Source organism: Heliomicrobium undosum, assembly GCF_009877425.1.
In the GTDB taxonomy this organism is placed as follows: Bacteria; Bacillota; Desulfitobacteriia; order Heliobacteriales; family Heliobacteriaceae; genus Heliomicrobium; species Heliomicrobium undosum.
The window spans coordinates 217,982-242,390 of record NZ_WXEY01000003.1 but is presented as its reverse complement, the minus strand read 5'-3'; the positions used below and the strand labels follow the sequence as shown (position 1 = coordinate 242,390).

Genomic DNA, 24,409 nt, shown 5'->3' with positions numbered 1-24,409 from the left:
AATCCTGTCAAAGGGTCAACGCAGCCGCCCGGAGTTGGGCCACCTCAGCCTGGGGATCGGGCGCCCCGAAGAGGGCCGAACCGGCCACCAGCACATCGGCCCCAGCCTGGACGACCTGGGGCGCCGTCGTCCGGTTGACACCGCCGTCGACCTGGATCTCGAAGCAAAGGCCCTGCTCCTGGCGGCAACGGGCCAACGCTTCGATCTTGGGCAAGGCGCCGGCGATAAACTTCTGGCCGCCAAAACCGGGATTGACGGACATGACCAGGACCAGATCGACCATGGGCAGGACACAGGCCAGGCTCTGCCAGGGTGTGGCTGGGTTGAGAGCCACACCGGCCCGGGCGCCCTTTTCCTTGATCAGCGACAGGGTGCGGTGCAGGTGGACACAGGCCTCCTGGTGGACCGTGATCAGGTCCGACCCGGCTTGGATGAAGTCAGGGATGTACTTGTCCGGGGCTTCGATCATCAGGTGGGTGTCAAAGACCATCCGGCTGCGCTCCCGCAACGCCGCCACGACGAGGGGTCCGATGGTGATGTTGGGCACGAAGTGACCGTCCATCACGTCGATGTGCAGGTACTCGGCGCCGCCCGCTTCCACGGCGGCGACCTGCGCGCCCAGGTTGGCGAAGTCGGCCGACAGGATCGACGGCGCGATTTTGATCGTCATGATTTTCTTCCTTTCGGGGCCTGTCGCTCCCGCTCGATCAATTCGTTCAGGAACATCAGGTAGTGGTCGTAGCGCTGCCGGTGGATCTGCCCCGCCTCGACGGCCTTGATGACGGCACAGTCCGGCTCCGTCTTGTGCAGGCAACTGGTAAAACGGCAACCGCCGAGGTGAGGCGCCATCTCAGGGAAAAATCCGGGCAAATCCTGGACGGGGATATCGGGCAGATAGAGGGTGGAAAACCCGGGTGTATCGGCGACCAGCGCGCCCGACGTCAACCGGATCAGTTCCACATGGCGGGTGGTGTGGCGGCCGCGGCCGATCTTGGCGCTGACCTCGCCCGTCTTGAGGGACAACCCCGGCGCCAGCGCGTTGAGGAGGGTCGACTTGCCCGCCCCCGAGGGGCCGGCGACGACGGAGATGCGGTCCTCCAGCAGGCCCTTCAGCCCCTCCAGGTTCTCCCCCTGCCGCGCCGAGAGCACGAACTGGTCCATCCCGATATCCCTGTAGAGCGCCTGGACCTGGGCCACCCGCTCAGGCGGCGCGATGTCCGCCTTGTTCCAGACGAGGACAGGCCGGATGCCGGCATGAGCAGCCAGGACGAGCAAACGGTCGACAAGGACGAAATCAGGGTCAGGCGACGCCAGGGCAAAGACCAGGAGCACTTGGTCCACATTGGCCACGGGCGGGCGCAGCAGTTCGTTCCGCCGCGGCAACACCGCTTCGATGACCCCTTTGTCCCCTTCCAGGACGCAGATGCGCACCCGATCGCCGGGCAAAAAGACGCGGTCATCGCCCTTCAGTCGAAACTTGCCCCGCAAGGAGCAGGTGTGCAACCGGCCGCCGGCGAGGACATAGTAAAACCCGCTGTATCCTTTGATGATCGTTCCTTCCGTCTCCCTTTGGTTCAAACGGGGATCCTCCATTACTCCACTTTACTCGCCTTACTCACGATTTCTAGTGCTGTGTGGCTTCCCTTAGCATTGCTTAGCCTGCTCGCGCATCGATCAACCTTGTTCGCGCCTCACTCCACCTTGCGCTCCCAGTACACCGTCTGGTCCACATAGGCCTGAACCGTTCCCTTGCCCGTGGTAGCGACCTCCTGACTGACAATTTCGCCGGCCTTGTGCCGATGACTGTAGAGTTCCTTCTGGCCGCCCCGCTCATCGACAAAGACGATGCGCACCGTATGCTCTTTGCCGTCATTGGGAACAAAGACGCGCACCGATGATTTGACGGGGCTGGCCGGTGAGGCGTTGGCAGGCGGGATGCAGTAGGTCAGGGTGACAGGATCGCCAGGCTTAAGCGGGGCGTTCGGCGGCGGGTCCTGGGCCAGAATCGTCCAGGGCGGCAGTGTGGCGTTCTCCTGAAGCTTCAGTTTGAGATCGATCTTCAGCGGCTCCAACTTGGCCTGGGCCTCCTGAAGCTTGCTCCCCACCAGGGGAGGCATGGTGGCCTTTGCCTCCGGCCCTTTGCTGACTCGCAGTTGGATGACCGTTTCCCCCGGCTGCTCCGAATTGGCTACCGGGGACTGAAAGAGGACGGTTCCGGCCGGGTTTTCGTCAAAGACCTCTTCCACATTGACGTTGAAGTTGACCTCCTTGAGCGCCACCTGGGCGTCTCGCAGCGGTTTTCCCGTCACATTGGGAACGCGGATCAGCTTGGGTCCCTGGCTTACCGTCAGTTTGACGGCCCTGTTTTGCTTGACTACCTGGTTTTCCTCGGGGTCCTGGGCGATGACCATGTTGACGTTGGCGTTGTCAAAGACATAGTTGGGCTCGGCGCGGAGCCCCAGTTTTTCCAGCCGCTCCATGGCCTCGGTGACCCGCATCCCTTTGACCTTCGGCACGGTCACCTCGGGCACGCTCATATAGCGCGTCCAGGCAAAGGTCAGGCTCGCCAGCAACAACACCGCCGCCAACAGTCCTGCAGCCCAGACGCCCCAGGACCGCTTGCCTTTTCCTTGATCGGCTCTACGGGCGCCTTTCCTTTCCTCTTCCCGCTCCGTAGCGGCAAGTTCCGCGTCGATGCGGGCGACAGCCCCGTCCAGGCGCACTGTGGGGCTGTCGTCATCGGCATGGGGCAGCCGTCCCGCCACCTGGCCGGTAAAGACCCGCTCCAGATCCTGCCGGAGCGCCCGGGCGTTGCGATAGCGGCGAGCCGGCTCTTTCTCCATCGCCCGCAACACCACCTGCTCCAGCGCAGAGGGCACACGAGGGTTCAGGATGGACAATGCCTGAGGCTGCTCCTGGATCTGCTGGAGGGCCACGGCGATCGGCGTCTCCCCCTGAAAAGGCACCTGTCCGCTCAACAATTCGTACATGACGACGCCGAGGGCATAGATGTCCGATTTTTCATCGACCGGCAGCCCCCGCGCCTGTTCCGGCGACAGGTAGTGGACCGACCCGACGATGGAACGGTCCATGGTCATCGTGTTCTGGGCGATGGAGCGGGCGATGCCAAAATCGGTCACCTTCACCCGCCCTGTCCGGGTGATCAGGATGTTGTGGGGCTTGATATCGCGATGGACGATGCCGCGCTCATGGGCGTGTTCGAGGGCGTCGCAGATCTGCTTGGCCAGTTCGACGGCCTCCTCGGGCGGCAAAGGCGCCCGGCTGCGGATGACCTCCTTCAGGGTCGGCCCGTCGATGAACTCCATCACTATGTAGTCGGTCTCGCCCTCACGGCCCACGTCATAGACATTGACGATATTGGGATGAGACAAACCGGCCACCGCCTGGGCCTCCCGTTGGAACCGGCGGACAAACTCTTCGTCAGAGCAGAGATTTTCGCGAAGGATTTTGACGGTGACGGCCCGTTGAAGCGACCGGTCCCAGCCTTTAAAGACCTGAGCCATGCCGCCGCCGCCCAGGAGTTCGACGATTTCATAACGATTGCCGAAGATGCGTCCGATCATGCCTGCCACCCCTCACCTTCCTCTTGCCATATGATCAGGAAAGTGACATTGTCATAACCGCCCCGTTCCAGGGCCAGATTCATCATGGCGTCGGCGACGCGTTCCAGGGCCTCCCGCTGGTAGGGAATCGCGGCGTTCGGATCAAAGAGCCGGCCCATCTCCTCGGCCGTCACCAGGTTGGTCAGGCCGTCGGTGCACAAGAGCAACAGGTCCCGCTGTGTCCAGGTCGCCGTCATCACGTCCACCCGCACATCATCGCGGGTGCCCAGGGCACGGGTGATGATGTTGCGCTGCGGGTGGGACTGGGCCTCCGCCTCGGTGATCTTGCCGAGGCGGACCATCTCTTCCACCAGGGAGTGATCCCGCGTCAGCAGGCGGACCTGCCCGTTTTGGAAGAGGTAGGCCCGGCTGTCGCCCACATGGGCCACGGTGAGCGTAGACGCCGTCAGATGGGCGGCCGTGAGCGTCGTGCCCATGCCGGCCCACTTCGGCTGGTTCACCGACTCCCGGTAGATCCGCCGGTTCGCCTCCCGGCAGGCCGCCTCCAGCCGAGTTCCCGGCTCCCCGTTCCCCTCTGTCTCGCGCCAATGGCCGGTAAAAGCTTCCACCGCCAGCGCACTGGCGACCTCCCCAGCCTCATGACCGCCCATCCCGTCGGCGACCAGAAAAAGCCCCTGGGCCACATCACAGAAGTGGCTGTCCTCGTTGGTCGGCCGAACTCGCCCTTTGTCGGTGCGAGCGATGACGTTCATGCCTCCTCCTCCCCCCTGGCGGCGCCGCGCAGTTGCCCGCAGGCCGCCTCGATATCCTGTCCCCGCTCCTCACGGATGACGGCGTCCACTCCCCAGCGCCGCAGTTCCGCGAGAAAGCGCTCTGTCGGTTCCCGCTCGGGCCGCCGGGCGCCTGTCCCGGCGACGGCATTGACGGGAATCAGGTTCAAGTGGATGGGCCAACCCTTGAACAGCGAACCCAGCCGCCTAGCATCCTCCGGCCGGTCGTTGACGCCCGCCATGAGGGCGTACTCCACGGACAGGCGCCGCCTCGTCCTTTCCCAGTAGCGCCGGCAGGCCTCCAGCACCTGGGCTAGGGGAAACCGTTCGTTCACCGGCATCCACTCGCTGCGCTGCTTGTCATCGGCGGCGTGGAGCGACAAGGCCAGGTTCACCTCCCAGTCCTCGCCGGCAAAGCGGTCGATGCCGGGCACGATGCCGGCGGTGGAGACGGTGATCCGACGCTGGCCGATGGCCTGCCCCTCGGGGTGGGTGAAGAGACCGATGGCCCGGCGGACGTTGTCATAATTCAAAAAGGGCTCGCCCATCCCCATGAAAACGAGATTGGTCACCTTGAAATCGGGATCATTCTTACGCTGATCGTAAGTGATGTCCAGCACCTGTCCGACGATCTCTGCGGCTGTCAGGTTCCGCCGAAAACCCTGCTGGCCGGTGGCGCAAAAACGGCAACCGAGCGGGCAGCCGGCCTGCGTGGACAGGCAGACGGTCACGCGGTCCCGGGTCTGGGCGCGCCGGTAGGGCATGAGGACCGACTCGATCAGTTCTCCGTCAGCCAGCCGCCAGAGGTATTTCTCGGTGCCGTCGCGGGCGACGCGGCGCCGTTCCAGGGCGAGGGGCTTCAGCCACCCCGCTTCTTCCAGCCTGGCCCGCAGCGCCTGGGGCAGGTCGGTCATCTCGGCGACCTCGCGAACAGCCCGGTTTTGGAGCCATTTGAATATCTGCTTGCCCCGGAAGGCCGGTTGGCCCCATGGCTTGAGCAGAGCCGCTATCTCTTCGGGAAAGAGGCCGCGCAAGTCAGTGGGCTGTTCTGTCTGCCTCTCGGTTCGCTGCTTTATGGCCGCTTCTTCTGCCGGTTCCTTCACGCTCAAGACCGCCTCCTTAACCGGGCCACAAAGAACCCGTCCGTTTGAAAGCGATGGGGCAGGATTTGAAAGTACCCCTTTGCCGACTGCCGCTTCTCTTCCTCTGTAAAATCCAGATCAGGCAGGAAGGGCGACAGATCTTCAGCGCCAAAGTCCGGATGGCGCTGCAGGAAGTCTTTCACCTGCTGGAAGTTTTCCTCCGGCTCGATGGTGCAAGTGGAGTAGACAAGCACCCCGCCCGGCTTGACGAGCGGCGCCGCGCCGTCCAACAACTCCCGCTGCAACTCCCGCAGCCGGACCAGATCGGCCTCGGAGATGCGGTAGCGCAGTTCCGGTTTGCGGCGCAACACCCCGAGGCCGCTGCAAGGGGCGTCCAGAAGCAGGCAGTCGACTTCGCCTCGCAACGCCTCCGCCGGATGGCGGGCATCGATAGCCTCCACCTGGACGCACTCGATTCCCAGCCGCCGGCAGTTCTCCCGGATCAGACCCAACTTGTGGGGATGGATGTCCCAGGAATGGATGGTCGCCTTGTCGCCGCTCCGTTCAGCCATATGGGTCGTCTTTCCCCCCGGCGCTGCGCAGGCGTCCACGACGATCTCCCCCGGCTGCGGGTCGACGACCGGCGCGACGACCATGGAACTCTCATCCTGAACGGTAAACAGCCCTTCCGCAAATCCGGGCAGGCGCGTCACCGCCGAGGCCGAGGCCAGCCGGACTCCCATGCCGTGCAGCGCCGAAGGGACAGCTTCCACACCGGCTTCAGCCAGTTGTTGCAAAAAGGCGTCCCGATTGGCGCGCAGCCCGTTGACCCGGAGCGACACAGCCGCCGGCTGGTTGTTGACCTGGCAGATCGCCCGGGTCCGCTCGGCCCCAAACTGTTTGAGCCAGCGACGGACGAGCCACTCGGGATGAGATTCGACGACAGTGAGATGCTCTACCGGCTTGTCTTCCCAGCGCGGCCAGGGGATCTCGTCGCGCCGCCGGACCAGTTGGCGCAGCACACCGTTGATCAGCGATGTCAGGCGGCCCAGACCGGCCTGTTTGGCCAGTTCCACCGTCTCATGGCAGGCGACGGCGTCGGGGATGCGGTCCAAATAGAGAATCTGGTAAGCGCCGAGCCGCAGGAGACGGCGCGCATCCGTGGGGACGCCGCCGGGCCGCTTTAACAGCCCGTCGAGGGCAAAATCGAGGGCGTTTTGACGACGGAGCACGCCCAGCACCAATTCGGACACAAGGCCGCGGTCGAGCCGCTGCAGTCCGCTCCCCTCCAGGGCGTGGGCCAACTGCAGGTTGGCGTAGGCTTTTCGTTCTTCGACGGCGTTGAGCACGTCCAGGGCGACGCCTCTCGGCGATGGCTGCATCAAGATACCTCCACCCGGCGTTCAGGGAGCGCCGATTTTTCCAGCACCGTTCCGATCACCCCGCTGTTGATCCAGTCGGCGCGCTCGTCATAGAGGAAGTAACGCACCGCCTGTTCGAGACGGCTCATGTTGACCAGGGTGTTGCAACAGGGTCCCTCAGGTCGATCATTCAGTATGCCCAAAACGGGAAGAAAATCAACATCCTGAATGCCGCTCGTCAGGTCCCGTTCACAAGCGATGGCCACGATCGCCTGGGGGCGCTTTTCCAGGATCGCCTTTCTCGCCCAGGTCCCGCCGGAGACGATGGTCAGGTTCACGCCATAGCGGTCCGTCAGTTCGATCAGGTCATGAACAGGACAGGCGCCGCAGCGCTTGCAGTTGTGGATATCGAGGGTGATCTTGTGGGGGCAGGTCGTCTTTTGCAGGCAATGGGGCCCCAGGATCATCAGCCGCTCCGGCGCGACGGTCACCTTGCGCAGCCGCACCAGCTGGTTGCTCACCTCAATGAAACTGCTCTTCAGACGGTCGGGGCTGATGCCGAAGAAACGGGCGATGACCAGGGCCATGGGAAAGAGTACGTTGACCGCCATCCGCGTCCAACGATAGACCGAAGGAATGGCGCGATCCTGCCAGATGGAGAGGATCATCCCGCCGATGCCGAAGGCGATCAAGGCCGTGACAGCGAGAAAGGTGATCCCCAGCAGGCCGATCAGCACCTTGCTCCAGGGGTAGTTTTGATACTTGACAAGATACCAGCCGAGGAGCGCCAGCCCGATCAGGGCAAAAAAGCTGGCCACCATCAGGCCGATAAACAGCCGCTTGCGGATTGGCATGGTTCCAACGCTCCCAATTAAACTTCCAATCTCAACCGAACCGGAATCCCGGCCCCATCCGGCGTCCCCGCGCATAGGCGCCGGCCGTCATCGTCTTGCCGCCGGCAGGGCGGACCTCGGACAGCCAGTACACACCGGCGCCGGTGGCGACGGCCACCTCATCGCCGGCGATCTGCAGGATCTCGCCGGGCTGGACGGACGAACCTGTCGCAGCGGCCGGATAAGATGAAGCAGATGAGCCGGAGAGGGACAGACTAGGCTGACCGAACTCACCGGGCGAGGCAGGCAAGCCGGACACAGGGAGGGACAAGCCCTCGTGACGTAACCGCCCCCGCAGGATCTTCATAATCTTCCCCTCGTCAACGGTAAAAGCGCCCGGCCAGGGATTCATCCCCCGCACGCGGTTGTGAACCGCCTCTGCCGGGGCGCTCCAGTCCACCTGCTCGTCGGCGCGTGTGAGCATGGGCGCATAGGTCGCCTGGCAGCCGTCCTGGGGCTGGGGCTGCAAGCGCCCCTCTTCCATCGCCGCCAGCGTCTCCACCAGCAACCCGGCGCCCAGTTCGGCCAGGGCGTCATGGACCTGGCCGGTCGTATCATCGGGACCGATGGCGACGGAACGCTTTAAGAGCATGTCCCCTTCGTCAAGGCCCTCGCTCATCAGCATCGTCGTGATCCCTGTCTCTTTTTCCCCGTCGACGACGGCCCGGTGGATCGGCGCCGCGCCGCGGTATTTCGGCAACAGGGAGGCGTGGACATTGATCCAGCGCTGCGGAAAAGCGTCGAGCAGCCGCGGCGGCAGGATCCGCCCGAAGGCGGCCACCACCCCGGCCTCCACGCCCAGGTCCTTCAATTTTTGCACAAAGTCGTCGTCCAAACGGGCGGGATGATCGACAGGGAGGCCCAACCGCAGCGCCGCCTCTTTGACGGGACTGGGCTGCGGCTTTTGGCCCCGCCCGCGCGGGCGATCGGGCCGGGTGATGACAAGGGCCACATCATGGCCGGACGTAACGATCGCCTCCAAGGTGGGAACGGCAAAATCGGGCGTCCCCATAAAGACCAGACGCATCGAAGCTGTCACTCCTCCGGCTCGTCGTTTTCGACGCGATCGACAAAGAGGATCCCGTCCAGGTGGTCGATCTCATGCTGGAAGGCCACGGCAAGCAGGTCTGTTCCCTCAGCGATAAAGGTCTCGCCGTTGCGATCCTGTGCCTTAACGCGGACCCGCTGGAAGCGCTTCACACTGCCGGTGTAGTCAGGAATAGAGAGACAGCCTTCGGCGTCACACTGTTCGCCTTCGGCCTCGATGATCTCGGGATTGACCAACTCAAATCGCCGTTTGCCCACCTCGACGACACAGACGCGCTTGCCGATGCCGATCTGGGGCGCGGCGAGGCCGACACCCCGGGCCGCCGCCATCGTATCAAACATATCGTCTATCAGACGACCGAGGTTGCTGTTGAAACGGGTGACCGGCTTCGCCTTTTCACGCAGCACGGGATCGCCCATTTTTAGAATTTCATAAACGGCCAAAGAAAACCCTCCTGTCGGCTTTAAATCTATCCAAAATATCATATCGCAAACCCGGATCAAGGAACACGGGGAAAACATCGTTTCCAACCTTTTAAGGATTGAGCATGAGGCTGATCGTCACACCGGCCGGACGACCGCGGCGGCGGCTGTATTCCCCTTCGGCGGCGATCAGGGCCGACCGGAGCGCCTTCATCCCGTCGCCCTTCGCCCGCAGGGTCAAGAGCCAGCGAAAACGGTTTTCCACCTTGGCCACCGGCGCCGGCGCCGGCCCCCATACATCGAGGCCCTCCGGCTCTTCCAGGCCGGACGAGCCGCCTATCGTCACCGTTCCAGCCTGATGGCGCAGGATTTCCGCCCACGTATCGGCCGCCACCCGGACGAGGGGCTCCTCGGGACCGGAAAAGAGCACACGGGCCAGCCGGGCGAAGGGCGGATAACCCAGTTGTTGCCGTAATTCGATTTCGCGGCGGAAAAACCCTTCATAATCATGCAACTGCACCGCCTGCAGGCAGTAGTGTTCGGGACAGTAGGTCTGCAAGACCACCTGACCCGGTTCCCGCGCCCGCCCCGCCCGCCCAGCAACCTGGGAGAGAAGTTGAAAGGTCCGTTCAGCGGCGCGAAAATCGGAGATGTGCAAGGAGGCGTCGGCGGCGAGAACGCCGACCAGCGTCACCCGGGGGAAGTCGAGTCCCTTGGCGATCATCTGGGTCCCGACGAGGATCGGCGCTTCGCCGCGGCCGAAGGCGTCGAGAACCGGCGCAATCCCCTCCCGTTCCGCCACATCGCGGTCCATGCGCAGGACCGGCACGCCGGGAAAGCGCGCCCGCAATTCCTCCTCGATCCGCTGGGTGCCGGCGCCGAAATAGCGGATCGCCCGGCTCCGGCAGTGGGGGCACGTCTCCGGCACATCCTGGCGGAAGTTGCAGTAGTGGCAGTGCAACTGCTCGCCGTGACGATGGTAGACGAGGGAGATGGAGCAGCGGGGACAGGTCACAACGGTTCCGCACTCGCGGCAGATGACGAAGGTGGAAAAACCACGCCGGTTCAGGTAGAGGATCACCTGCTGCCGCCGCCGCAAGCGTTCCTCGACGGCCTCCAACAGATACCGGGAGAGCATGCCCTTGTTCCCGGCAGCCAACTCGTCGCGCATATCGATCACATCGACCGGGGGTAGTTGTCCGCCCGCCGGGCGCTGGCGCAATTGCAGCAGACGGAATCGGCCCGAAAGCGCCTGCTCGTAAGTTTCCAGCGCCGGCGTCGCCGAACCAAGGACGACGACAGCGCCGCAATGGCGGGCACGCTCCATCGCCGCCTCCCGGGCATGGTACTTCAGGTCATTGTCCTGCTGGTAGGAGGGCTCATGCTCCTCATCGACGATGATCAGGCCCAGCCTGGGCAGCGGAGCGAAGACAGCGGAGCGGGCGCCGACGACGAGGTCGGCCTCGCCCCGGTGGACGCGCTGCCATTCCTGCCGCCTCGCCGCATCGGCGAGGCCGCTGTGCAACAGGGCCACCTTGCTGCCGAAGCGCTCCCGCAACCGCCGCTCCGTCTGGGGCGTCAGGGCGATCTCCGGCACCAGCAGCAGCGCCTGGCGCCCCCGGGCCAGGGCCTCCCGGATGGCGCGGATGTAGACCTCCGTCTTGCCGCTGCCGGTCACGCCGTGGAGCAAAAAGGGCCGGCTGTCGTTGCCTCTCCTGGCTGCATAGAGGGCCTCGGTCAGATAGTGGACGGCCTGCTTTTGATCGGGGGTAAGGGCGGGCTCGGGGAAAAGCGGCGGTTGAACATTGCTGTTTGTTATCGATGTGGGTTTTGATGCGGGGTTAGATGCTGTTTTGAGCGCTTTTTCCCTCGCCCTTTCCGGCGTCGCTCTCTCCCCCAATTTGGGCAACAGCCGCCGGACCGTCACTAGCCCGGCGTCGCTCAGCCGATCAATCACCGCCGGCGGCACGCCGCCCCCCTTGCCGGTCAAGGAGGCGTATTTCATCCGCCGTTGCGACGCCCGGGAGAGGCGGCGCAGCAGATCGGCGCATTCCGGATCGATCCCCTCCCAGAAGGCGATCGCCTCCTGATCAGGCTTAGCGGCCAGGAGCACCCAGGCGGCGGGTCGGACAGGCGGACCAGGCGGCGCCATCAGCCGCAGCACATCGGCCATCGTCCCCAAGGTTTCACGGGCCAGCCAAGGCACGAGGGCGAGCAGGTCATGGCCCAGCCGGTAGCTTCCGTTGACCGCCTCGACCGGCTGGAGAGCGAAGGCTTTTTCCAACTCCGCCGTGGCCACCTCCAGGCCAAGCACCCAGCCGCGGGTCAGTTTGCCGTGAAAGGCGACCCAAACCTCGCGGCCCGGCTCGACCTCCCCGGCCAGGGCCTCCGGGATGCGGTAATGAAAGACCCGATCCAGATCGCGGTGTGGGATATCGATAATCACCTGGGCGAGTTCCGGCCTCCGACCGGCCTCTCTGCCATTGGCCTCCATGGCGCCGAGTTCCATGCCGTTGGCCGCCATGCCATTCGCCGCCGTGCCGTTCGCTTCCATGCCGTTGCACCCCCCTGCCGCTGCCGTTTTACTGCTTTCCGATACGTGTCATCGCTCTCTCCATTATACCAAGGGATGCAAGAGGCTCCCGGTGAATTAAAAAAGCCCGGAGCTTTGGCTCCGGGCTTCCATGTCAGGGCTTACAGGCCGGCCAGTTTCTTCAGCGCTTCCACCTTGTCGAGGCGCTCCCAGGGGAGGTCCAGGTCGGTGCGGCCGAAGTGGCCGTAGGCCGCCGTCTGGCGGTAGATGGGACGGCGCAGTTGCAGTTCCTTGATGATACCGGCGGGACGAAGGTCGAAGACCTCTTTGATCCACTTTTCAATGTTGGCTTCGTCCACCTTGGCGGTGCCGAAGGTCTCGACCATGACCGAGACGGGATGGGCGACGCCGATGGCGTAGGCCAACTGGATCTCGCAACGGTCGGCCAGACCGGCGGCGACGACGTTCTTAGCCACGTGACGAGCCGCGTAAGCAGCGGAGCGGTCCACCTTTGTGGGGTCCTTGCCGGAGAAAGCGCCGCCGCCATGGCGAGCCATGCCGCCGTAGGTGTCGACGATGATCTTGCGGCCCGTCAGACCGGCGTCGCCCTGGGGTCCGCCGATGACGAAACGGCCGGTGGGGTTGATGAAGTAGCGGGTCTTGTCATCGAGCAGGTTCTGCGGGATGATGGGCAGGATGACACGCTCGATCAGGTCGGTTTTGATGGTGTCGAGGGATACTTCCGGCGAGTGCTGGGCCGAGATGACGACGGTGTCGACACGGACCGGCTTGTCGCCGTCATACTCGACGGTGACCTGGGTCTTGCCGTCGGGACGGAGGTATTCCAGTTCCGCCGTCTTGCGGACTTCGGAAAGGCGGCGGGACAGCTTGTGGGCCAGGGAGACGGTCATGGGCATGTACTCTTCGGTCTCGTTGGTGGCGTAACCGAACATCATGCCCTGGTCACCGGCGCCGGTGGCTTCGATTTCGCTTTCGCTCATTTCGCCGGTCCGGGCTTCGAGGGCCTTGTCGACGCCCATGGCGATGTCGGCGGACTGCTCGTCAATGGAGGTGAGGACGGCGCAGGTTTCACAGTCAAAACCAAACTTCGCGCGGGTATAGCCGATCTCGCGGATCGTTTGGCGCACGACTTTGGGAATATCGACATAGCACTTGGTGGTGATCTCGCCGGCAACCAGCACCAGGCCGGTCGTCACCGACGTTTCACAGGCCACCCGCGCCATGGGGTCTTGTGCAAGGATGGCGTCAAGTACGGAGTCCGAAATCTGGTCAGCCACCTTATCGGGATGGCCTTCGGTGACAGATTCCGACGTAAAGAGACGTTTACGGCTCAAATCTGTTTCCTCCTTCGCGGCTTTCGCTGAAAAATGTTTGAGTCTGGGCGATAATGCCCCTGATTGGCTTTCCTTCCTAGATTATCAAGGACGGTGGAGAAAAACAAGGGCATTAATCACAACTGTTCGATAAGATTTGAATAACCCGATCAAATATTCGACAAGCCACTTCTTCTTTCGTCATGAGATCCAGCTTCTCTTTGCCGCCCAGACTGTCGAAAAGGGTGACAATATTCGTGTCGACGCCAAAACCGGCCCCCGGCTGGGTTACATCGTTAGCCACCATGAGGTCCAAATTCTTGCGCCGCAGCTTGTCCAGGGCATGGGTCTCCAGGTCGTTTGTCTCGGCGGCAAAACCGACGAGCACCTGTCCCTGTTTGCGCCGGCCCAGTTCCGCCAGGATGTCGGGCGTCCGGACGAGTTCGAGAAAGAGGCGGTCGGCCTGTTTTTTCATCTTCTGCTCCGCCGGCGCGGCGGGACGGTAATCGGCGACGGCGGCGGCCTTGATGACCACACCGACGGCGTCGAAGCGGGACGTCACCGCCTCATACATCTCCTCGGCGGACTCGACGGGAACCACCTCAGCGCCCTCCGGAAGGGGCAGCCCTGTCGGCGTTGTCACCAGGATCACCTCTGCCCCCCGCCGAAGCGCCTCGCGGGCCAGGGCGTAGCCCATCTTGCCCGAGGAGCGGTTGCTGATGTAACGAACCGGGTCGATGGGCTCGCGGGTTCCGCCGGCGGTGATCAGGACACGGCAGCCGGCAAGTTCAGAGCAACCGGCTCCAGTCTCAATCGACTTGCCTGCGTTAGCGGCTGTTTCGGGATCGCCTTGTCTACAGGGGGCAACCTCTGTCGATGTCCTTTCCCGCCCCGCCAGCATCTCCTCGATCGCCGCCAGGATCCGCTCAACCTCAGCGAGCCGCCCTTTCCCCGTGACGCCGCAGGCGAGTCGACCCTCGTCAGGCTCGACGATGACGGCGCCGCGCGACTGTAGGACGGCCAGGTTCTCCTGCACCGCTGGGTGGTTGAACATATTCACGTTCATGGCTGGCGCGATGACCAGGGGCGCGCGGATGGCCAGCAACGTCGTCGAGAGAAAATCGTCGGCGATGCCGCAGCGGAGCTTGCCGATGATGTTGGCCGTCGCCGGCGCCAAGACAAAAAGGTCTGCCGCGTCGGCGACAGACACATGAGCGACGTTCCACTGCTTCGGCTCGTCAAACATCTCGGTGATGACGGGCCGGCCCGAAAGGGTTTGAAAGGTCAAAGGGCCCACAAAACGGGTCGCCGAAGCCGTCAGGATCACCTGCACCTGAGCGCCGGCCTTGACGAGGCGGCTCACCAGATCACAGGCCTTGTAGGCGGCGATGCCGCCGGAGACGCCGACGGCGATGAACTTGCCCTTTAGGATGCTTTCATTAGAATGTCCCGCTTGCGTCGATTTCACTTGATGCCGCCCTTCGCTTGCCGGTAGGATACCTTGCCGTCGACGATCTCGTGCAAGGCGACGCTGACCGGCTTGGCGGACTTGGCCGCGCCGACGAGGGGATCCTGCTTTTCTACGAGCGCGCGGGCGCGTTTGGCCGCCAGCACCACCAGGGTGTACTTGCTGTCCACTTTTTCCATCAATTTGTCCAGAGACGGTTGGTTCATGGTCTTCACACCTCCCCAAAACGTTGAGAAAGCTGAAGGGGTTATTCCAGCTTACGGTAGATGCGCGACTTCTCGGCCTCCACAATCGCCCGCAGGCGGGTGATCGCCCGGTCCACGTCGTCGTTGATGACACAGTAGTCGTAGCGGTTGATGAACTCCAACTCCTGCGTAGCCAGGCTTAGCCGTTTTTCAATGACCTCCTGGCTGTCGGTGCCTCGGCCGTAGATCCGCCGGGCCAACTCCTCCAGCGAGGGCGGCGCGATGAAGATCAGCGCCGCTTCGGGGTAGCGCTCCTTGACCTGCAGCGCCCCCTGGATATCGATCTCCAACAGGACATCCTTCCCGGAAGCCAGCGATGCCTGCACCGGCCCCAGGGGCGTCCCGTAGTAGTTGTCATAGACTTGGGCGAATTCGAGGAAACGGTTTTCCTCGATTTGCCGTTCAAAGTCCTCTTTGCCCAGAAAATAATAATGAACACCCTCCCGCTCGCCCTCGCGGGGTTTGCGGGTCGTGGCGGATATGGATAAGGTCAGTTGCGGCAGTTCGTTTAAGAGGCGGCGGCTGAGGGTCCCTTTGCCCGCCCCAGAGGGGCCGGACATGACCAGCAGGACGCCGCGGCCCATGCGAGCCAGGTAGGATTGGAGGATCTGAACGCCTTTATTCGGCTGCCTCGTCTCCATGATGGACCGACTCCTTGGCCGACAGGCGGTGCGCCACCGTTTCCGGCTGGACGGCCGACAAGATGACGTGATCGCTGTCGGTAATGATAACGGCCCGGGTGCGCCGCCCGTAGGTGGCGTCGATCAGCATACCCCGATCCCGGGCTTCCTGAATGATGCGCTTAATCGGCGCTGACTCAGGACTGACGATGGCGACAATCCGGCTGGCAGAAACGATGTTGCCAAAACCGATATTGATCAGTTTGATATCCATATCCTGGTTCCTCCTACGTCAGTTTCGCCACCAGCGCGTCCCGTTGCCGGCTGCCCAGCCCCTGCAGGCGCCGCGACTCGTCGATGCCGATGTCGGCCATGATGCGGCGGGCCGTCCGCTTGCCGACCTTGGGCAGCGATTCGAGCAGGTAAAGGACCTTCATCCCCCGGACGACCTCGTCGTCCATCCGGTTCAAGACGGCGTCGACAGAGACGGCGCCGGCCTTTAACTGGTTGCGCAGTTGGGTGCGCTGGCTGCGCACCGCATGGGCTTTTTTCAGGGCTTCCGATTTCTGTTCCTCTGTGAGCATGGGAACCGCCATCAATGATCCTCCTAAGGTTGCAGGCACGACTTATTCTACGTTTTGCACCTGTTCACGTATTTTTTCCATTTCGCTCTTCAAATCGACCACATGGCGGGAGACTTCCAGGTCGTTGCTCTTCGAGCCGATCGTATTGACTTCGCGGTTCATCTCCTGAACGAGAAAGTCGAGCTTCCGTCCCACCGGTTCGGAAGAGGCCAGCGCCTTTTGAAACTGTTCCAGGTGGCTGTTGAGGCGGACGAGTTCCTCAGTGATGTTGGAACGGTCGGCAAAAAGGGCTACTTCCATGGCCAAGCGCTGCTCGTCGACAGGCGTCTGTCCGAGCAGTTCCTTGATCCGCTCCTGCAGCCGGTGTAAGTAGTCTTCGGCGACGAAAGGCGAGCGCTCCTCCACGGCCTTGATCCGGTGGCGCAGCGCCGTCAAGCGCAAAAAGAGATCCTCAGCCAGGGAGTTCCCTTCCTGGATGCGCATGCCCATCAACCCGTCCAGGGCCTGCCGCGCCGCCGCATCGACGACGCGGGCCACCTCATCCATATCCTCTTCCGGCTCATCGAGGGTGATCACTTCCGGAAGGCTGTAGAGGGCGTTTAGGCCCACATCACAAGGCAATTCCAGCTCCTGCGCCAAGTCTCTCAACGATTTATAATATCGAAGGGCCAATTGTTTGTCAACCTTTACCTGCCGGGTGACTTCCCCGTCGGTTTCCAAGTTGACGAACACATCGACCCTCCCCCGGGAGATGCCCTGGAAAAAGATCTTCTTGATCGCATCTTCCAGGACCATATAGGTTTTGGGCAAGCGAACGACCACTTCCGAGTAGCGGTGGTTGACCGCCTTCGCCTCGACGGTGACGCGCTTCCCCGCCCCACAGGCCTCTCCCCGGCCATAGCCGGTCATGCTCTTGATCACGATGCATCTTCCTTTGCGCGGTTACCGGGGATTGGTTACAGGCGATTAGGCCTGACAATCGTCGCCGCGCCATCATTTTCGCGTGATTACTTCGACTTTGTTCCGTCAATTCCTTTTTCTGATCGAAAAAAAGGGGCCGGTCGCCCGGCCCCGCAGGGTTTTTTCAGGGTTAAAAGACAGGCGATGCGGCAATAGCCTACCCAGAGGGGGCGGTGCCGATACTTCACAGCGGGCGCGCATACTCGCCGGGAACACCTCAGTGGTCAGCAATACTCCCCATGAGGGAACAGCCCGATGCGCCTCGCAGCTACTGCCATGCAAACAGCTGATCGTTACAGGGGAAAATCGCCCCGGAAGACTTCCACCGCCGGGCCGGTCATGTAGACACGGTTGTTCTCTTCGCGCCACTCGATGTGCAGCGGACCGCCGGCCAGGTGGACCGTCACCTTGCGGTCCGTGTAGCCGTTAAGGACAGAGCCGACGACGGTGGCGCAAGCGCCGGTGCCGCAGGCCAGCGTGGGGCCGGCGCCGCGTTCCCAGACCCGCATCTGCACCTCATCGGGGGAGACGACCTGGACGAATTCCACGTTCGTCTTTGCCGGAAAAGCCGGATGGACTTCCACCTTGGGACCAAGCGTCGTGACCGGAGCCTGGTCGATGTCATTGACATAGATGAGGCAGTGGGGGTTGCCCATGGATACGGCCGTCACCCGGACCGCCTCATCGCCGACAGCCAGTTCCTGATTGACAGCGGGGCCTTCCGGCCCGACCATGGGGATCTGGTGGCGCTGCAAGCGCGGTTCGCCCATGTCGACACAGACGCCGGTGACAGCGCCCGCCTCGTCGGTGATGATTTCGGGGATGATGATCCCGGCCAGGGTGTCCACCTCGATGCGGCGCTTGGCGACGATGCCCCGCTCGTAGACGTAGCGGGCCAGGCAGCGGATGCCGTTGCCGCACATCTCCGGCTCGGAGCCGTCGGAGTTGAGGATGCGCCAGCGGATATCGGCCTTGTCGGAGGGGAAGACGAGGATCAGGCCGTCGCCGCCGATACCGTAGTGGCGGTCACACATGCGGACGGCGATCTCCTCCCAGTCCGTGCGGTCCAACAGGGGCGGTTCCATGGCGTTGACAATGATGAAGTCATTGCCGAGGCCGTGCATTTTTACGAATTCCATCGACGATGCCACCTTTCCGGGATTCAATCTTTTCCTTATATAGTGTTACTGCCCGTACAGCGCCCGCCCTCTCCCGCGCTGGCCAAAGGGCCGCAGGATGAAGTGGCGAAGCCCGGCCAGCAGCAGCCAGCCGCCGGAGAAGAAGAGGATGACGAGCCAGTGGGTCGGCTCCAGGGGAACGGTCTGGAAGATCCGCTGCAACGGCGGCAGGTAGACAACAGCCAACTGCATCAGGCCGGACAGGCAGACGGCCCCGATCAGGCTGGGGTTGGTGAACCAGCCCAGTTCAAAGACGGAGTAGCGATCCGACCGGCAGTCAAAGACGTAAAAGAGTTGGAAAAAAGTCAGGGTGCAAAAGGCCATCGTCCGGGCCAGGGGCAAGTCGCCTAAGTATATCCCCCAGGCGAAGACGGCCAAGGTCGCCAACCCGCAATAGGTTCCCCAGATCAGGATATTTCGTCCCAGGCCGCCGGCGAGAATGCTCTCTTTCGGGTGGCGCGGCGGCCGCCGCATCACATCTGGATCGGGCGTATCCACGCCGAGGGCCATGGCCGGCAGACCGTCCGTGACCAGGTTGACCCAGAGCAATTGAACGGGCAACAACGGCAAGGGCAAGGCCATGAGGCTGGCCAGGAACATCACCAGCACCTCGCCGGCGTTGCAGGACAACAGATAGCGGATAAACTTGCGGATGTTGTCGTAGATGGCGCGGCCCTGCTCAACGGCGGTGACGATGGTGACGAAGTTGTCATCGGAGAGGACCATGGAGGAGGCCTCTTTCGTCACATCCGTGCCGGCCTTGCCCATGGCGACGCCAATATCGGCCTCTTTGACGGCCGGGGCGTCGTTAACGCCGTCACCCGTCATGGCCACCACATGGCCCCGCGACTTCAAGGCGCGGACGATGCGCAATTTGTGGGCCGGCGAGACGCGGGCGTAAACAGCGACGCGGGGCACTTTTTCCTCCAGTTGCCTGTCGTCGAGTTCATCGAGACAGGCGCCGGTGAGCACCTCGTCGGAACGGCTGCTGATGCCCAGTTCGCGGGCGACGGCCAAGGCCGTCACCGGATGGTCGCCGGTAATCATGATCGTGCGGATGCCGGCCTGGCCGCAGCGCTCCACCGCCTGGCGGACGCCGGGCCGGGGCGGGTCCATCATGCCGGCCAACCCGAGGAAGGTCAGATCCTCCTCGGCGATCTCCATCAATTTATCGACGGGCATCCCCGCCGGGAGGGGCCGGCAGGCGATGGCCAGCACCCGCAAGGCCTCATCGGCCATGCGCTCGTTTTCATCGAGGATGCGGCGGCGGCGGTCGTCATCAAGGGGCGCTTCCGAACCGTTCCAGCGGGCGAAGGCGCAACGGGAAAGGACCGTCTCCGGGGCGCCCTTCACAAAGGCCATCATCTGCCCCTTCCCATCCCGCACGATAACGGTCATCCGCTTGCGGTCAGAGTCAAAAGGCAGTTCCTCGACACGATCAAACTCAGCTTCGACATCCTGATGGAGAAATCCTCCTTTGGCTGCCAGGACCAGGAGCGCCCCTTCGGTGGGATCGCCCATGAGCGCCCAGTCACCCGCCGGCGCTTCCCCCCCGTTCTTCTTGCGGCTGCCCCAGAAGGAAGCACCCTTGCGCGAGCGGGAGGGCTCGCCGCCGGTGAGTCGGGCGTTGTTGCAGAGCACGGAAGCTCGAAGCAAATCGTCCAGATCGGCCCAGCCTGTCCCGGTTGCGGCGTCTCCGGGCCCCGTAGAATTTCGCAATTGGTTAGCCCCCCCGGTCAAAACAGCGACTCCGGCGACTCGTGAGGCTCCGGCACCTCCAGCAAAACCAGTCCCGCCGGCAAATCCAACGCCCGCGCCTTCCGCCCCAACCGCCAAGTCATGCCGCTCCGCGAAAAACTCGCCCACCGGCTCGATCCCCTGGCCGCTCACATCGACGCGCTCCCCGGAGACCCAGACCTGGCGGACCGTCATCTGATTCTGGGTCAAGGTGCCCGTCTTATCAGAGCAGATGGCCGTGGCGCAACCCAAGGTCTCCACGGCGGGCAGTTTGCGGATGATGGCGCGGCTGCGGATCATCCGCTGCACGCCGATGGCGAGGACAATGGTGACGATGGCCGGCAATCCCTCGGGGATGGCCGCCACGGCCAGGCTGACGCCGGTGAGGACCATGCGGTAGACCGGCTCGCCCTGGTAGAGGCCGATGGCGACGACGACGAGGCAGATGGCCAGGCAGAGGACGACCAGGATCTTGCCCAGTTCATCGAGGCGGCGCTGCAAGGGCGTCATGTCGTCGCCAACCGACTCGATCAGGTGGGCGATGCGGCCCATCTCCGTCTGCATCCCCGTCGCCACGACGAGGCCGCGCCCGCGGCCGCGGGTGACGCTTGTCCCCGAAAAGGCCATGTTGTCCATGTCGCCGATGCCCACGCCGGCGGCGGTGATCGGATCGGGCTGCTTGCAGACCGGCAAGGACTCGCCGGTGAGGGGCGACTCATCGATTTCCAGGTCGTGGACCTCCAGAAGGCGCAGATCGGCCGGCACCCGGTCGCCCGCCTCCAAGAGCACCACATCGCCGGGGACAATCGTGTGGGCTGCCACGCGCATCTCGCGGTTCTCGCGGAGCACCCGCGCCTCCGGGGCCGTCAGTTTTTTCAAGGCCTCCAAAGACTGTTCGGCCCGGTACTCCTGGACGAAGCCGAGAACGGCGTTCATGACCACGATGACCAGGATGGTGATGGCGTCGGCCATCTCGCCCAAAAAAGCGGAAATGGCCGTCGCCGCCAGGAGGACCAGGATCATAAAGTCGGTGAACTGCGCCAAAAGCCGCCGCCACAAGGGCACGGCCTCGGCCTCCCGGAGGGCGTTCGGCCCGACGCGCCCCAACCGCTCTTCCGCCTCGCGTTCATTGAGCCCCTGCGGGCCGGCGATCAGCGCCCGGCACAACTCCTCATAGGTGAGCTGGTGCCAGGGCTTGTCCGGGGCGGCGACCGTCTCCGGCCCCGAACGACCATGGCCTTTACGTTTCATCTGCGTTCCCCCGTTTCCTTGTAATTGCATGCCGCGCCGGCATGCTGGATTCGCGGGCCACCCCCGGAAATGGACGGGCTCCCCCCTTGTCCTATTTCTATGATTGGAAAGGTCTGTCAATGCCTCTCCTTCCAATTGCCGCCAACGGGGCCGCCATGCTATGATGAGGGGCGAACGTGATAAGGAGGGCATACCCAATGGCACTCGACGGACTCACCTTGACCACCATCACCGATGAACTGAGACCGGCGCTCCTGGGCGGGCGGATCGACCGCATCGTCCAGCCCCTGCCGGAAGAGATACACCTGATCGGCCGCACCGGCCACACAAACTGGCGCCTCTTGCTTTCGGCCCACCCCGTGACCGGGCGCATCCACCTGACGAAAAAAAACAAGCCCAACCCGACCCAGCCGCCCCTCTACTGCATGGTCCTGCGCAAGCACTTAGAGGGCGGGCGCGTCCGCGCCGTCGAGCAATCGCCCTGGGAGCGGGTCGTCCGATTGCGCTTTGACGCCAGCGACGAACTGGGCGGCCGGACGGAAAAGAGCCTGATCCTGGAGATCATGGGCAAACACTCGAACCTGATTCTCGTCGACGACGCAACGGAGACGATCATCGACGGCATCCGCCGCTACAGCCACGCCGTGAGCCGCCACCGGGAGGTCCTCCCCGGCCGGACCTACATCGCCCCGCCTGATCCGAATAAAAAAGCCCCGTCGGCGGTGACCGACGAGACCCTGGCGGAACTGATCTGGAAACACGACGAAAACACGCCCGTGGAAAAAGCGCTCCAGCAAAACCTGATGGGCGTCAGCCCGGAAACGGCGCGCGAGATCTGCCACCGCGCCGGCTTGGGCCGGGACGCCGTGGTCGGCGAATGCGGCCGCTACGAATTCAGTCGCCTCGCCCTGGCTTTGCGGGATCTGGTGTCCCTGGTGGAACGCCAGGAACCGACGCCGGAGATCGTCTGGCAAGCGGGCACAGGCGCGCCGAAGACCTTCGCCCCCTGGCCGCTGACCCACCTGGATGCGGCCCTGCGGCGGGAAAAGATGGACAGCGTCAACGAGGCCGCCGACCGCTTCTACCACAGCAAAGACGACCTGGAAAAACTGGCGGCCAAACGGGCCGCCCTGGTCAAGCGCATCGCCGCCGAATGGGACCGGGCGCAGCGGCGCAAGACGAGCCAGGAAAAAGACATCGCCTCGGCGGAAAAAGACCTCGTCTGCCGCACCTGGGGCGACCTGCTCCTGGCCAACCTCTACCGCGTCCAGCCGGGCGACGCCGCGATCACCGTAGCCGATCTGACCGACCCTGAAAAAACCCATGTGATCGAACTGGAACCCTCCCTGTCGCCGTCGGAGAACGTGCAAGCCTTCTACAGCCGCTACAACAAAGCCCGCCAGACGGTGTTGCTGGCGACGGAGCAAAAAGAAAACACCGCCCAGGAGGTCGCCTACCTGGATACGGTGCTGATTGCCCTGGAACAGGCGGAGACGCCGGGAGATCTGGAGGAGATCCGCCAGGAGTTGGTGACGAGCGGGTATTTGCCGGATGAGGGCGGCAAGGGAAAGGCTGGAAAAGGCGGCTATGGCGGCGCCGGCGCCGGCGCCGGCGGAAAGGCTGGGAAAGCGGGTTCTAAGGGTGGCAAGGGCGGAAAAGGTGCCGGTGGGAAGGGCAACAAAGGCGGCAAGAGCGGCGCCGCCGACGCGGAAGGACCGCCGAAGCCGCTGACGGTGACGACGGATGATGGCTGGACAATCTGGATCGGCCGCAACAACCGCCAGAACGACTACCTGACGATGAAGATGGCCCGCGAAAAAGACATCTGGTTGCACACGAAGGACATCCCCGGCTCCCACGTCGTCATCCCCATCCGGGACCAGCGCCCCCTCCCCGATTCGGTGCTGGAACTGGCGGCCTCCTACGCCGCCCACTTTAGCCGCGCCCGCGAGGCGGACAAGGTGCCCGTCGACTATACGGAGCGGCGGCATGTGCGCAAGCCCTCGGGGGCGAAGCCGGGGTTTGTGATTTATGATCACCAGCAGACGGTGTGGGTGAGACCGAGGGTGACGGATAATGATGTTCTAATCCCTTAGTGCATACAAACTATGTGGGAGATAACAAACTGAATCTGATTCGCAAAGTCATTCATTTTATTTTCGATATCACTCTTCATCTTTGTGTCGACTACAAAAATTGCTATTACTTCGCGTGAGAATCTATATCCTCGATCCGTGGCAGCGCCAGCATCTGCGCGCCGCCGCGCCAGATCGGGCGGTCTCCGTCGGCAAGCACCTGATCGATGCGTTCGAGCCGAAAGGGGGTCCGCTTTGCGCCCAGCCCATAGGCCAAGGCGTCATCAAAGGCCTTGATAAAGTAGGGCAAGTATTCGATCCCGCGCCCGATCAGCACCACATCAAAGGAAAGCTTGTCCCCTGCGGCAAACCGGGTCGTGCGTCCAAAGGGGGCTCCATGACAAAGGGGTGCGGCGCTTTCTGATGATTGATTTCCCCCTCTAACACGATCGACGGCGTCTCAAACACATAGGCATAGGGACAGCGAAGGGCAAACATGCACCCGTCACAGGATTCGGCTCGTTGAATGCAGGCGATCCGGCGAAAGATCATCCCGAGCGCGCCGCGCAGCGTGGAGCTTAATCCTACTTCACTTTGTCAACAGCGGGCAATGCTCATTTCCGCATCCCTTGCATACAAACGCCCGGATTTCCGCCACCGCGATCGCCAGCAATACCCAAAAGGCGCTGAACAAGTATGTATGCTTCCAGAGCCAGTACTGGGGAATCCCAACCATCAGCAACAGCGGAACGATGACCCCTGTATAGTCTGCTAACCCGTACGCATCCGACTTTCGTTCCGGCAACCAGAGTGTCAATTTCCCCGGAAATACATGGCCGCAGGCATACACCCTGCACAGGCACTTCGAACAATAGGAAAAGACAATCACCGGAACGGCGAGCACCAGCACCAAGAGGTAACCGAACGCGATCGATGACGAGTAGGGCAAGAGGGCGACGAATCCCAGGACAAAGGCCAGCCCGATCAACCCAATGCTCAACACACCATGCCACCGGTCTTTCAGCATCACATACCCTCCTATTCCCCACGCGACTATCCGCGCGACAAGCCCTCGTTGAAACATCGGAAATCCTCCGATTCATTTCACTTCAATGTTAGCTCTCTGCCTACAATGCAAATATTATCATACCATAATATGCCTTACCACCTTCCAAAGGGCGAAGGTAAAAAATAGAGAAAAAGAATAACCCTTGACGACACTTCATTTGCACCGTGTCATCAAGGGTTTTCTCTTTGGGGATCA

22 protein-coding genes are annotated in these 24,409 nt (G+C 62.9%); 1 reads left to right on the top strand and 21 read right to left on the bottom strand.

The window, feature by feature from the left end; translation table 11 throughout:
• Positions 1-7: 7 nt before the first annotated feature.
• From rpe to GTO91_RS04830, 19 genes are all read right to left on the bottom strand, one after another.
• On the bottom strand, positions 8-670 hold the full coding sequence (gene rpe, locus GTO91_RS04920) for a ribulose-phosphate 3-epimerase (protein ID WP_161255704.1): 663 nt from the start codon (positions 668-670) through the stop codon (positions 8-10).
• Complete coding sequence (gene rsgA, locus GTO91_RS04915; RefSeq protein ID WP_161255702.1) at positions 667-1,578, bottom strand: ribosome small subunit-dependent GTPase A; 912 nt, start codon at positions 1,576-1,578, stop codon at positions 667-669. The genes rpe and rsgA overlap by 4 nt, the downstream gene beginning before the upstream one ends.
• 113 nt (positions 1,579-1,691) lie before the next feature.
• Entirely contained in the window at positions 1,692-3,584 is a 1,893-nt protein-coding gene (gene pknB, locus GTO91_RS04910) for a Stk1 family PASTA domain-containing Ser/Thr kinase (RefSeq protein ID WP_161255699.1), read from the bottom strand.
• Positions 3,581-4,336, bottom strand: coding sequence for a Stp1/IreP family PP2C-type Ser/Thr phosphatase (locus tag GTO91_RS04905; RefSeq protein WP_161255696.1), 756 nt, complete (start codon positions 4,334-4,336; stop codon positions 3,581-3,583). The genes pknB and GTO91_RS04905 overlap by 4 nt, the downstream gene beginning before the upstream one ends.
• Positions 4,333-5,457: a 23S rRNA (adenine(2503)-C(2))-methyltransferase RlmN gene (rlmN, locus tag GTO91_RS04900; RefSeq protein ID WP_328793732.1), complete on the bottom strand. Its 1,125-nt coding sequence runs from the start codon at positions 5,455-5,457 to the stop codon at positions 4,333-4,335. Before rlmN ends, GTO91_RS04905 begins: the two co-directional genes overlap by 4 nt.
• 2 nt (positions 5,458-5,459) lie before the next feature.
• Positions 5,460-6,818, bottom strand: a complete 1,359-nt coding sequence (gene rsmB, locus GTO91_RS04895; protein ID WP_235919121.1) for a 16S rRNA (cytosine(967)-C(5))-methyltransferase RsmB — start codon at positions 6,816-6,818, stop codon at positions 5,460-5,462.
• Entirely contained in the window at positions 6,818-7,651 is an 834-nt protein-coding gene (locus tag GTO91_RS04890; RefSeq protein ID WP_161255690.1) for a DUF116 domain-containing protein, read from the bottom strand. Before GTO91_RS04890 ends, rsmB begins: the two co-directional genes overlap by 1 nt.
• A 31-nt stretch (positions 7,652-7,682) precedes the next feature.
• On the bottom strand, positions 7,683-8,717 hold the full coding sequence (fmt, locus tag GTO91_RS04885) for a methionyl-tRNA formyltransferase (protein WP_161255687.1): 1,035 nt from the start codon (positions 8,715-8,717) through the stop codon (positions 7,683-7,685).
• A gap of 8 nt (positions 8,718-8,725) precedes the next feature.
• On the bottom strand, positions 8,726-9,181 hold the full coding sequence (gene def / locus GTO91_RS04880; protein WP_161255684.1) for a peptide deformylase: 456 nt from the start codon (positions 9,179-9,181) through the stop codon (positions 8,726-8,728).
• Positions 9,182-9,272: 91 nt separating this feature from the next.
• Positions 9,273-11,714, bottom strand: coding sequence for a replication restart helicase PriA (gene priA, locus GTO91_RS04875; RefSeq protein WP_161255676.1), 2,442 nt, complete (start codon positions 11,712-11,714; stop codon positions 9,273-9,275).
• 140 nt (positions 11,715-11,854) lie between these two features.
• A complete protein-coding gene (gene metK, locus GTO91_RS04870) occupies positions 11,855-13,048 on the bottom strand; it encodes a methionine adenosyltransferase (RefSeq protein ID WP_161255673.1) in 1,194 nt (397 codons plus the stop codon).
• 112 nt (positions 13,049-13,160) lie between these two features.
• Entirely contained in the window at positions 13,161-14,495 is a 1,335-nt protein-coding gene (coaBC, locus tag GTO91_RS04865) for a bifunctional phosphopantothenoylcysteine decarboxylase/phosphopantothenate--cysteine ligase CoaBC (RefSeq protein ID WP_161255670.1), read from the bottom strand.
• Positions 14,492-14,701 (bottom strand): DNA-directed RNA polymerase subunit omega, encoded by a 210-nt coding sequence (gene rpoZ, locus GTO91_RS04860; RefSeq protein WP_161255667.1) that lies wholly within the window; start codon positions 14,699-14,701, stop codon positions 14,492-14,494. Before rpoZ ends, coaBC begins: the two co-directional genes overlap by 4 nt.
• Positions 14,702-14,742: 41 nt before the next feature.
• Positions 14,743-15,324: a guanylate kinase gene (gene gmk, locus GTO91_RS04855; protein ID WP_161255924.1), complete on the bottom strand. Its 582-nt coding sequence runs from the start codon at positions 15,322-15,324 to the stop codon at positions 14,743-14,745.
• Positions 15,325-15,358: 34 nt separating this feature from the next.
• Positions 15,359-15,634, bottom strand: coding sequence for an extracellular matrix/biofilm regulator RemA (remA, locus tag GTO91_RS04850; protein WP_161255664.1), 276 nt, complete (start codon positions 15,632-15,634; stop codon positions 15,359-15,361).
• A gap of 13 nt (positions 15,635-15,647) precedes the next feature.
• The gene (gene mihF / locus GTO91_RS04845; RefSeq protein WP_161255661.1) at positions 15,648-15,956 is read right to left on the bottom strand and encodes an integration host factor, actinobacterial type; all 309 of its coding nucleotides are present in this window, start codon (positions 15,954-15,956) and stop codon (positions 15,648-15,650) included.
• Between the two features lie 30 nt (positions 15,957-15,986).
• On the bottom strand, positions 15,987-16,865 hold the full coding sequence (locus tag GTO91_RS04840) for a YicC/YloC family endoribonuclease (RefSeq protein WP_161255659.1): 879 nt from the start codon (positions 16,863-16,865) through the stop codon (positions 15,987-15,989).
• Between the two features lie 332 nt (positions 16,866-17,197).
• A complete protein-coding gene (dapF, locus tag GTO91_RS04835) occupies positions 17,198-18,043 on the bottom strand; it encodes a diaminopimelate epimerase (protein WP_161255657.1) in 846 nt (281 codons plus the stop codon).
• Between the two features lie 45 nt (positions 18,044-18,088).
• Positions 18,089-21,070, bottom strand: coding sequence for a cation-translocating P-type ATPase (locus tag GTO91_RS04830; protein WP_235919119.1), 2,982 nt, complete (start codon positions 21,068-21,070; stop codon positions 18,089-18,091).
• 197 nt (positions 21,071-21,267) lie between these two features.
• Here GTO91_RS04830 and GTO91_RS17975 point away from each other — a divergent pair, with 197 nt between their 5' ends.
• A complete protein-coding gene (locus tag GTO91_RS17975) occupies positions 21,268-23,166 on the top strand; it encodes an Rqc2 family fibronectin-binding protein (RefSeq protein ID WP_161255652.1) in 1,899 nt (632 codons plus the stop codon).
• A gap of 106 nt (positions 23,167-23,272) precedes the next feature.
• Here the strand turns inward: GTO91_RS17975 and GTO91_RS04820 are convergent, their stop codons facing one another.
• Both GTO91_RS04820 and GTO91_RS04815 read right to left on the bottom strand, forming a co-directional pair.
• A complete protein-coding gene (locus tag GTO91_RS04820) occupies positions 23,273-23,455 on the bottom strand; it encodes a hypothetical protein (protein WP_161255649.1) in 183 nt (60 codons plus the stop codon).
• A 279-nt stretch (positions 23,456-23,734) separates the two neighbouring features.
• Entirely contained in the window at positions 23,735-24,172 is a 438-nt protein-coding gene (locus tag GTO91_RS04815; RefSeq protein WP_161255647.1) for a hypothetical protein, read from the bottom strand.
• Positions 24,173-24,409: the final 237 nt, after the last annotated feature.

Coding starts and splice junctions, on each gene's coding strand:
- rpe (WP_161255704.1), bottom strand. CDS start 670: ATGACGATCAAAATCGCGCCGTCGATCCTGTCGGCCGACTTCGCCAAC.
- GTO91_RS04815 (WP_161255647.1), bottom strand. CDS start 24,172: ATGCTGAAAGACCGGTGGCATGGTGTGTTGAGCATTGGGTTGATCGGG.
- mihF (WP_161255661.1), bottom strand. CDS start 15,956: ATGGCGGTTCCCATGCTCACAGAGGAACAGAAATCGGAAGCCCTGAAA.
- pknB (WP_161255699.1), bottom strand. CDS start 3,584: ATGATCGGACGCATCTTCGGCAATCGTTATGAAATCGTCGAACTCCTG.
- rpoZ (WP_161255667.1), bottom strand. CDS start 14,701: ATGAACCAACCGTCTCTGGACAAATTGATGGAAAAAGTGGACAGCAAG.
- GTO91_RS04890 (WP_161255690.1), bottom strand. CDS start 7,651: ATGCCAATCCGCAAGCGGCTGTTTATCGGCCTGATGGTGGCCAGCTTT.
- gmk (WP_161255924.1), bottom strand. CDS start 15,324: ATGGGCCGCGGCGTCCTGCTGGTCATGTCCGGCCCCTCTGGGGCGGGC.
- GTO91_RS04905 (WP_161255696.1), bottom strand. CDS start 4,336: ATGAACGTCATCGCTCGCACCGACAAAGGGCGAGTTCGGCCGACCAAC.
- remA (WP_161255664.1), bottom strand. CDS start 15,634: ATGGATATCAAACTGATCAATATCGGTTTTGGCAACATCGTTTCTGCC.
- dapF (WP_161255657.1), bottom strand. CDS start 18,043: ATGGAATTCGTAAAAATGCACGGCCTCGGCAATGACTTCATCATTGTC.
- GTO91_RS17975 (WP_161255652.1), top strand. CDS start 21,268: ATGGCACTCGACGGACTCACCTTGACCACCATCACCGATGAACTGAGA.
- GTO91_RS04830 (WP_235919119.1), bottom strand. CDS start 21,070: ATGAAACGTAAAGGCCATGGTCGTTCGGGGCCGGAGACGGTCGCCGCC.
- fmt (WP_161255687.1), bottom strand. CDS start 8,717: ATGCGTCTGGTCTTTATGGGGACGCCCGATTTTGCCGTTCCCACCTTG.
- rsmB (WP_235919121.1), bottom strand. CDS start 6,818: ATGCAGCCATCGCCGAGAGGCGTCGCCCTGGACGTGCTCAACGCCGTC.
- priA (WP_161255676.1), bottom strand. CDS start 11,714: ATGGAAGCGAACGGCACGGCGGCGAATGGCATGGCGGCCAACGGCATG.